This is a genomic window from Ectothiorhodospira marina (genome assembly GCF_900109495.1).
Lineage (GTDB): Bacteria > Pseudomonadota > Gammaproteobacteria > Ectothiorhodospirales > Ectothiorhodospiraceae > Ectothiorhodospira > Ectothiorhodospira marina.
Genome location: NZ_FOAA01000015.1, coordinates 75,756 through 85,380 on the forward strand (window position 1 = coordinate 75,756; position 9,625 = coordinate 85,380).

Annotated in this window: 8 protein-coding genes; 3 read left to right on the forward strand and 5 right to left on the reverse strand. The window is 64.4% G+C overall.

Translation table 11 applies throughout. The features are described from left to right. Position 1: 1 nt before the first annotated feature. Genes BMY52_RS12390 through BMY52_RS12405 form a run of 4 tightly spaced genes read right to left on the reverse strand, consistent with a single transcriptional unit; the run spans position 2 to position 4,041 of the window. On the reverse strand, positions 2-1,318 hold the full coding sequence (locus tag BMY52_RS12390; protein WP_090254869.1) for a Ni/Fe hydrogenase subunit alpha: 1,317 nt from the start codon (positions 1,316-1,318) through the stop codon (positions 2-4). After that, positions 1,315-2,097: an NADH-quinone oxidoreductase subunit B family protein gene (locus BMY52_RS12395; protein WP_090254871.1), complete on the reverse strand. Its 783-nt coding sequence runs from the start codon at positions 2,095-2,097 to the stop codon at positions 1,315-1,317. The genes BMY52_RS12390 and BMY52_RS12395 overlap by 4 nt, the downstream gene beginning before the upstream one ends. Continuing rightward, a complete protein-coding gene (locus BMY52_RS12400) occupies positions 2,097-2,933 on the reverse strand; it encodes an FAD/NAD(P)-binding protein (protein WP_090254873.1) in 837 nt (278 codons plus the stop codon). Before BMY52_RS12400 ends, BMY52_RS12395 begins: the two co-directional genes overlap by 1 nt. After that, positions 2,926-4,041 carry a 4Fe-4S dicluster domain-containing protein gene (locus BMY52_RS12405; protein WP_090254876.1) on the reverse strand — a complete coding sequence of 372 codons (1,116 nt, stop codon included), beginning with the start codon at positions 4,039-4,041 and terminating at the stop codon, positions 2,926-2,928. Before BMY52_RS12405 ends, BMY52_RS12400 begins: the two co-directional genes overlap by 8 nt. A gap of 140 nt (positions 4,042-4,181) precedes the next feature. Here BMY52_RS12405 and hcp point away from each other — a divergent pair, with 140 nt between their 5' ends. Together hcp and BMY52_RS12415 are read left to right on the forward strand one after the other, a co-directional pair. Continuing rightward, positions 4,182-5,480, forward strand: a complete 1,299-nt coding sequence (gene hcp, locus BMY52_RS12410) for a hydroxylamine reductase (RefSeq protein WP_090254879.1) — start codon at positions 4,182-4,184, stop codon at positions 5,478-5,480. Between the two features lie 157 nt (positions 5,481-5,637). Then, entirely contained in the window at positions 5,638-7,959 is a 2,322-nt protein-coding gene (locus tag BMY52_RS12415; protein WP_143050475.1) for a hypothetical protein, read from the forward strand. Here BMY52_RS12415 and BMY52_RS12420 read toward each other — a convergent pair. Further along, positions 7,913-9,238 (reverse strand): helix-turn-helix transcriptional regulator, encoded by a 1,326-nt coding sequence (locus BMY52_RS12420; RefSeq protein WP_090254883.1) that lies wholly within the window; start codon positions 9,236-9,238, stop codon positions 7,913-7,915. The two genes, BMY52_RS12415 and BMY52_RS12420, sit on opposite strands and share 47 nt — an antisense overlap. A 147-nt stretch (positions 9,239-9,385) precedes the next feature. Here BMY52_RS12420 and BMY52_RS12425 point away from each other — a divergent pair. Then, on the forward strand, positions 9,386-9,625 hold a 240-nt coding region (locus BMY52_RS12425; protein WP_143050476.1), incomplete at its 3' end, for a hypothetical protein.

The following is a 9,625-nucleotide window of genomic DNA, read 5'->3' on the forward strand; positions in this document are numbered from 1 at the left end:
CTTACTCTTCTCCCCGATCCACTCGCACCTTCAGGAAATGCGTTGCACAGGAGATGCACGGATCATAGTTACGGATCACCATCTCCCCCCGCAGCCTCAGGGCGTCATCGTCGTGGTGCAATCCAAAGGCCTCCAGCGACTGGCGCAGATCCTCCTCCATGCGGGCCTGGTTCTGGGAGGTGGGGGGCACGATGCGGGCGGTGAGCACCTTGCCCTCATCGTCCACGCGGTAGTGATGCCATAGGATTCCCCGGGGGGCCTCGGTGGCACCGAAGCCTTCTCCGGCCCGGGGTTCCACCTGAGCATAAGGCGTGTCCGTGGGGGCATAGGCCTCCAGAAGACGGCGGGCCTCCTGCAGGGCCTCCAGCAATTCCACGGCGCGGGCGACCAGGGAGTGGAACATGTTCCGGCTGGGCCAGGTAAGCCCGGTGGCATCCAGCGCTGCCCGGGTACGGGGCGAGAGGCGATCCAGGTTCAGGTTCAGCCGGGCCAGCGGACCCACCAGATAGGGCTGCCCATCCAGGTGAGAATACAGCGCCGTGGAATGGGGTACGTGGCTCTCCACGAAATGATCCGCATAGTCATCCGCCGATATGTCCAGCCCTTGATCGGAGACGATACGCCCGGCATACATGGGGTAGTCATCATTATGCCGCAGGGCCACATTGGTGAAGCTCTGCTCGTCCACGGGCAGATCCAGCCCGGCGGTGAAGCCCACCAGGGCCTCGGCGTCGTCCAGGGCCGCTTCCAGCCGATTCCCCAGGGCCCGGGCATCCTCCAGCGACGGGGCGTGATGGAAGCCACCCACCCGCACCCCCACCGGATGCACCGAACGCCCCCCCAGGAAACGGATCAGATCATTGCCCAGCTTCTGCAGGGCCAGCCCCCGGTGTACCGCCTCGGGGTGGTCCTTGGCCATGGCGATGGCATTGTCATAGCCCAGAAAGTCGGGCAGGGCCAGCAGGTGCACATGCAGGGCATGGCTCTGAATCCACTCACCGCAGTACATCAGGCGCCGGTTTTGCAGCACCCACTCGGAGGACTCCAGGCCAAAGGCCTGTTCCAGGGCCTGCACGGCGCTCATCTGGTAGGCCACCGGGCAGATGCCGCAGATGCGGGCCACGGTGTCGGGCACCTCGCGCCAGCTGCGCCCCTCCAGGAATTTCTCGAAATACCGGGGAGGTTCAAAGATCCGCAGGCGCAGCGCCTCGATGCGGCCGTCCCGGGCCTTGAGTTCCAGGGCGCCTTCGCCCTCCACCCGGGCCAGCACCGGGACCTCAATACGGATGTCCCGCTTGTGGGGTGCGTCCTGACTCATGGGGTGCCCTGATCCCAGTCCAGGCCTTCCTCGAGAAACCCCGGGGCCTGGCTGTTGATGAAGTGAAAGCGCCGGGCGATGTCCTCGGGCATCAGCCCCAGCCCCTGAAAGCGCCGGGCCAGCGGTGCGGTGTTGGGGTTTTCCGCCGGCCCGAAGCAGCCATAGCAGTCACGTCCGAAGGCGGGGCAGATGGCCCCGCAGCCGGTACGGGTGACCGGCCCCAGACAGGGTGTGCCCCGGGTCACCAGGACACAGACGATGCCCTGGCGCTTGCAGGCCTGACAGACCTTCTCGTTGTCCACGAACGGCAGGGCGCCGAACAGCAGTCGGCGGATGGCGGTGAACACCTGCTGGGCATTCACCGGGCAGCCCCACAGTTCCAGGTCCACCTTCACCTGGGCGGAGATGGCGCTGGCCGTATCCAGGCTCTCGATGAATTCGGGCCGGGCATAGATGGCCCGGGTCCAGTCACCCACGCCCTGGGCATTGAAGTTGCGCAGGGCCTGCAGCCCGCCGGCGGTGGCGCAGGCGCCGATGCTGATCAGATAACGGGCACTCTCCCGCACCCGCCGGATGCGCACCGCCTCCTCCTGTGTGGAGATGCTGCCTTCCACGAAGGCGATGTCTACCGGGGCGTCCGGGTCCATGGGGCCGGCCTCGGCGAAATGCACGATGTCCACCAATTCGGCCAGTTCCAGCAGGGCCGGGCCGGCATTGATGAAGGCCAGCTGACAGCCGTCGCAGGAACTGAACTTGTGAACCGAGACCCTGGGTTTCATCAAAAGCCCTCCCGGTCGATCCAGTCGGCGATGTCCGGGTAGCGGAACACGGGGCCATCCTGGCAGATGAAATGGGGCCCCACCTGACAATGGCCACAATGGCCGATGCCACACTGCATGTTGCGCTCAATGCTCAGCCAGATGTGGAAGGGGTCCACGCCCTGCGCCAGTAGCCGGGGTATGGCGGCCTTCATCATGGGCTCGGGTCCGCAGAGCACGGCCACCGTATCCTCGGGCGGGATGTTGGCGCGCTCCATCAGCACCGTGACATTGCCCACGCTGAAGGGCCATTGGGGGCCGCCCTGGTCGGCCGCCAGCAGCACCTGGACATCCCGGATCTTCTCCCACGCCTGGTACTGGCGTCGCCAGATCAGATCGTGGCTGTGTTTCACCCCCTGCAGGATGGTGATCTGCCCGTAGTCATCGCGCCGGCGCAGCATGTAGCGGATCATGGAGACCACCGGTGCACAGCCCAGCCCACCGCTGATGACCACCACGTTGCGACCCTGGGCCGCCTGCAGCGGCCAGCCCCGGCCATAGGGTCCGCGCAGGCCCAGGGTGTCGCCCACCCGCAGGCGCTCAAGCCCGTGGGTGACCCGGCCCACGGCACGGATGGTGTGCTCCAGCGGGTCGTCGTCATCCGGGTCGGAGACGATGGAGATGGGCACCTCGCCCACGCCGAACAGGTAGAGCATGTTGTACTGCCCCGGATAGGAGCGGTAGGCAGCGCGGATACCGGGGTCCACCAGTTCCAGCTTGAGGGAGAAGATGTCGCGGGTTTCCTGCACGCGGCTGGTGATGCGGGCCTCCCAGGGCAGGTCCGTGGGCTCACGCATCGGGGGTCTCCTGCAGCAGGGCATGGGCCTCGGCGGTGATGTCGATGCCCACCGGGCACCAGGTGATGCAGCGCCCACAGCCCACGCAGCCGCTGCGACCGTACTGCTCGTGCCAGCTGCCCAGCTTGTGGGTGAGCCACTGGCGATAACGCAGCCGGGTGTCGGAGCGCACGATGAAATGCCCCATGAAGCTGTGCTCGGCGTTGAAGCAGGAACTCCATTGGCGCAGGTGTTCGGAGCTCTGCCCGTTGAGGGCCGGTTCGTCCATTTCCATGTGACAAAAGCAGGTGGGGCACACCGCCGTGCAGTTGCCGCAGGACAGGCAGCGCTCGCCCACGTCCGCCCAGTGCCCGGCCTGCAGCCGCTCATACAGGGCCTGCTTGAGATGACGGCCGGGGAGGGTGCGTTTCTGGGTCACGGTGGCCTGGTGGATTTCCCTCTCCACCGCGCGCCGCTGTGAGGCGGTCGCCTCATCCAGGTCGAGACGCTCCAGCAGTGTCTTCCCGGCCTGGGTGCCGGCCCAGAGCAGATACCCCTCGTCCAGCTCGGCCATGCCCAGATCATGGCCCCGGGTGATGGCCGGACCATCGCTGGTGGAGGCACAGAAACAGGTCTCGGCCGGGTGGGCGCATGACACGCCCACCAGAAACAGCGCCTCCCGGCGCTTTCGAAACCAGGGGTCGGGAAACCGCCCGTGCATGAAATGCCGTTCCTGCAGGTCCAGGGCGGCCAAATCGCAGGCGCGTACGCCGATCACCGCCGTGGGCTCGGGATCATCCTGGGCGGCTTGAAACGACAGCGCCCCGTCGGGCGATCGCTGTGCCCGCCAGATGATCTCCCGAGGCGTGAATGTCAGGGGCTTGAGGGCCTGGGGGCCGTTGGCCCAGGCGAAACAGCGGGGGTCATCCTGCTGTTGCAGGCGGTAGCTACCCGGCTGTTGCACGTCGCGCACACCCACCGGCAGATCGTCCCAGTCCTTTATCGGTTGGAACAGCAGGGTTCCGTCCCGGGCCACGGGGCCCAGGATACGGCCAAAGCCAGACCCCGCGAGGGCCTCCAGGAGGCGGTTGGCCTCGGCGCGTGGCAGAAAGACGGTGTGCTCGTCCATGGATAAAGATTAGCCCAAGGGGGCGTGCCAGGTAAGGGGACGCCCCCTTACCCCCAGGTACGCCTTGATCCCGATCAAGGAGGGTCTGGCGTCCTACTCCGGATACTGCGCCCCTCACGCCTATCCCCTGGAGTACCGCCATGAACTGCAATCAATGTGAACAGACCTTCCGGCAGACCGCCTGCGTGACCTCCCCCGGGACCTGTGGCAAGGATGAGGACATGCACTCCCTGCAGGAATTGCTGCTGTATGGCCTCAAGGGCATGGCGGCCTACGCGCATCATGCGCGCCGGCTGGGGCAGTCCGATCCCGAGGTGGCCGCGTTCATGGAGGAGGCCCTGTTCGCCACCATGACCAATGTGAACTTCGACATGGAGTCCCTGCTGGAGCTGTGCCTGCGCTGCGGGCAGGTGAATCTGAAGGTGATGGAGATGCTGGACCGTGGGCATGTGGAGACCTTCGGTCAGCCCGCACCCGCGACCGTGAAGGAAGGCACCCAAGCGGGCCCGGGTATCCTGGTGACCGGGCACGACCTGCTGGACCTGTGGGATCTGCTCAAGCAGGTGGAGGGGACGGATATCAATGTCTACACCCACGGGGAAATGCTGCCGGCCCACATGTACCCCAAGCTGCACAACCACCCGAACCTGGCCGGTCATTTCGGTGGTGCCTGGCAGATGCAGAAGCGGGAGTTCGAGCAGTTCCCGGGACCCGTGCTGGCCACCACCAACTGCGTGCTCATCCCGCCGGAGAGCTACCGCGACCGCCTGTTCACCACGCGTGCCACCGCAGTACCTCAGGGGCAGCGGATCACCGACGAGGACTTCTCTGTCGTGATCGAGGCGGCACGTCGTTGTGAGTCCTGTGTCGACCAGCCCAAGGGCGAATCCACCGTGGGCTTCCACCACAGCGTGCTGCTGTCCCATGCCGAAACCCTGGTGGAGGCCGTCAAGGCCGGCAAGATCAGTCGGTTCTTCGTCATCGGTGGTTGCGACGGCGCGGCCAAGGGTCGCAACTACTTCAGCGATTTCGCTGCCGCCACGCCCGACGACAGCTTCATCCTCACCCTGGGCTGCGGCAAGTACCGCATCCGCGACCACGAATACGGCGAGCACCTGGGATTCCCCCGTCTGCTGGATATGGGGCAATGCAACGATGCCTATGGGGCCATCCGCGTGGCCATCGCCCTGGCCGAGGCATTTGAGTGCGAGGTGAATGAACTGCCCCTGAGCCTGGTGATCAGCTGGTTCGAGCAAAAGGCCGTGGCGGTATTTCTCACTCTGCTGAGCCTGAATGTGAAGGGCATCACCCTGGGGCCGAATCCGCCGGCCTTTGTCTCACCGAATGTTTTCGCGTTGCTCCAGGCACGTTACGACCTGAAACTGACCGGGAGCGATCCCCAGGGAGACGCGGCTTGCACCGTAGCCGCGAGCTGTTGATGCCGCGCTCCCCATGGTTGACAGTCAGACGACTTGAGCAATCCCTTTGAAAAGCGAACCATGGGAACCTGAGGGGCCTTTCGATCCGCCGGACGAGAGGCATTGATGATGCGAGGGGGTTCATATGGTCGGGATCAGGGCGGGTTGGACGGGTTCATTGGCTGCGGGTCTTCTACTGGCGGCAGGACTGGCGTCCACGCAAGAAATCACCCAGGGTCGTTACCAGGTCCTGGAGTTGGAGGGGGATCTGGAATGGGCATCGGGCCCGCCGGAACTGATCTCCATGGAATCCCGGGAGCAGGTGACCGTCCGGGCCCTGAGGGCCTTCGGTCGACTCCCCGAGGCGTATTCCCGTCTCGCCCTGGAGCTGCGTGGGCAGGGGGTGGACCTGTTCTCCGCCGGCCCGGCAGAGGTGCGCGACCTGCTGACAAGGGCCCGTTCCGGTGATCTGAACGTGGATCCCGGCATGCTGGAGGGCCTGCTGGCCCTGCTGGAGGATCGGGATTACCTGGACTGGGCGCCCTTGAGTCCCGGAGACACGGTGACCCTGACGGATCAGACCCCTTTCCGGGGCCAGGGTGAGGTGGTGCTGGAGACCGAGTCCGGGGAGCGTCAACGATTCGCCACCCGGGAGGATGATCGTCCGGGTCTCCAGGAGGCACCGGCCGATGCGCTCGTATTGCCTGAACCCGTGGAGCAATGGTGGGCTCAGTGGAACCAGCGGCTTGAAGCGCTGCAGGGGCCACTGGCGTTTGATGCCCCGCCGGAACTGGTGCCGTTGGGCGATGGACGTTTCCAGACCCGCCTGGCTTCCGTGGCCGTGAGGGTCCCCTGGCCCAGGGAGGGTTATGACGATTCCTGGATACCCCTGGATGGCGTGGCCGTCACGGTGGGGCCGTTTGAGGATGAACGCATCCCCTTCCAGGTGAGCCTGCCGTCAGAGGCATCGGTGGTGACTGAGGAGGGGGAACGCCTGGCCCGACTGGATCTCTCTGCCCCCCGCCTGGAGGGTCTGTGGGCGGATGATCTGGGCGTGATGCTGGAAACCCGCTTCACGATGGGGCCTTCCGCCATGACCGTGGGTTACGGTCCATCCCCGGATGCCGAGGTGGACCACCCGCAAGATCATGGCCGTCGATTCGATGCGGAATCCCCCCGCCGCATTGCCGTGGATGGCATGGACGTGATGCTTGATCTTCAGGACTCGGGAGCAGGCCTGTTCAGCGGCCCCCTGGCAATGGAAATCAAGGGTCTGGACATGGTCAGCATGACAGATCAGTCGATGGTGACGTTGGGCCGGTTGGCATTCAGGGTGGATTACCAGGGGATGGACCTGGCCGCCCTCGCGACGCTGAGCGAACACACCGCCACCCCCGAGCGATTGATGGAGCAGGATCCGGCAGAACTGCTGGCTGATACCCTGAAGGCGATGGGTGGATTCGAATCGGCATTTGAATTGTCGGAGCTTCTCATCAGTGGTCCGGAAGACCATCAATCCTTCCGTCTCTCCGGGGGGCGTGCCCAGACCGGTTTCGTGCCCTCAGCCAATGATGAACTGCATCGGGATCTGTGGGCCGGTATGTCGGTGAAAGGCTGGGCCTTCGAAGACGGCAATCGGCACGAGCGGGTGCAATTCAAGGCGGGCTCGGCGGCCATGGAAGGGCGTCTGGAAGGGGTGTCCCCCAAGGCGCTGCTGCATCTGGGCATGCAATCCATGATGACCGGCGAGGTTGAAGAGGATGTGGTGCTGGGCATGGCCCGAGAAATCCTCGGCGGGCTGGCTCTGACCATGAGTCTGGATGATGCTCGGGGCGTGTTCATGGACGGCGAAGGCGAGATCCTGGACAGCGGCGATGTGAAGAACTTCCATCTGAACCTGGGCCTGGAGGAACTGGACGGGCCCGCACCCAGCCTGCATCTGGACTATGCCCACGGCGGGGTCGCGCCGTTTGCTGCTGCCATGCCCTCATTCCCCCATGAGTTATTTCCGGGTGGGGTGGCTCTGGTCGTGAAGGCCGACGGTTTACCATCGGGCTTCCTGGCCGATGCGGACGTGGTCGAAGGGCTGCGGACGGGGCGACTGGATCCGATGGGGGTCCTACTGGAACAGTTGGTGAATAACGCGTCGCGCCTGGATATTCCCGAGCTTGCCATTGAGTTTCCGGAGGGGCAGATCCGTGTCAGCGGTCAGGGCAGGGCACAGCAGGCGGATGAGACCGGGCCAAACCGGGTATCGGGAGAATGGGATGTGAGCATCCATCATCTGGATGCCCTGGCAGAGCCTTTGCTGGCTACGGCGAGCGAAGATGAGCGTCAGCAGATCAATGCCATGGTGGTGATGCTCAAGATGCTGGCGGAGACGCCCGAATCGGATGACCCTGGCAGCATCCATCAGTACCACATTCAGGCGGACAGTCTGGGGCAGATATGGGTCAACGGAAATGACCTGGCTCCGTTGCTGGAGGGTCTGAATCAGTGATACCGGACTGACGGACCATCTCCATCAGTTGGTGACGCCGGCATGCACCGGTCTTCAGATAGATCCGGTGCATGTAGGTCTTTACCGAGGATTCGGAAATGGCGAGGTGGGTGGCGATTTCCCGATAGGTCTTGTCATCCATGACCTGCTCCAGTACATGCTGTTCCTGTTCCGACAGGCGTTGTGCGATCCCTGGCGGGATGATTGGCGGTGGTGCGGTTTCCGGGGGATCACTTGGAGCCGATGATTCCGCTTCCCGGGTCTTGAACGGCATGTGCAGCAACAGGGCAGCCAGATTCAAGATGATCAGCGCGATGAAGATCAGTATTTCCGCAGCCCCGCCTACGCTCATGGCCAGCCATTTGCCCAGGACGATTCCCCCGCAGAGGGTACCCACGCCATAGCCGTAGGCCGTACTCACCGGATCGTGCATGAGGATTCGGGAAAGCAGGAACAGGTCCACCAGGCCGGCGGCGATCATCATGGCAAACATGGCGCCATGGATGCCCATGGCATGGGGAGAAATCTGCCAGAGTGCAAATGCGACCAGTGCGCCCAGTACGGCGGTCAGCATGGTGACGGTGGGCTGATAATGCCCCACCAGCCGGAGTCCCAGGATGGCCCCCACCCCATAGAACAGGACCTCCGTTCCCGGGAGGAGGGCCACCTGGCCGTAGGCGGGCAGGAGCCCCCCATACATGAGTCCGCTCACCACCTGGAATAGCAGCACGAAGGGAAGATAGCGCAGCAGTAGCCCCAGTGGTGTGGCATCCCCAGTGCCAGGAGCCTCAGCCCCCTCGCGCCGAGGGAACAGGCTGAGCAACCACACCGCCAGGAGCATCAGTTTCATGGGGCCGGTCAGTGGCGATGCGATCAGCGCCAGGGCCAGAAGATTACCGCCCGCCAGGGTGGCAACCGCCGTGGTGACGGGTTGTGCGGCCCCTTTGAGGTACTGGCCAATCCTCAGCGAGACCGGGACAGCGCCCAGTCCCAGCACGACCATCCAGAGTGCCGCCACCATATCGGGTATCAGCGGCGATATCATTGTCAGCAAGCTGGTGATGACCACGCCCGCACGGCACAGCCTCTTGACAAGGGTAGGGGGCAGGCGCCTGGCCGCATAACCCAACGCCAGCAGGCCCAGAGTGTGCGGGATGAGGAACCAGAGCATCAGGTCGGCTTCACCCAAAAGCGCCCCCGACATGGGGAATGCCGTCAGCCAGGCCACGTACGAAGCGGTGCAACCGGCCACCCACCAATCGTTTTTTGCCAGCAACATCGCCTACTCAAATGACTGATTTGTCAGCAAGTCTACACCACGGTTGACACGACTCCAAAGCATGGTTGACACACTGACGACTGGTCAGCAACCCACCCAGGGGGGATGATGAAAGGCGTCGCCAGCGTTGCTTTCTGAGGAGTCGCCATGACCATCCCGGAAGTTCTCACCGCCAGAGGCCATGCGCTGTCTGGGTGTCTGCTGTTCTTGATGCTCTCCACCCTGGGGACGGCCCAGGCCGACCTCTCCGCACTGGAGGGGACGGTGGGGCATGCTCAGTCAAGCGGGGGCTCCGCCCTGTGGGATCTGGAGGGTGACATGGGCCACACCCCGGTGGCCTCCGAGCCCCGGGATGATGGCATCCGCTGTGCGGGGGAGGGCCCGTGT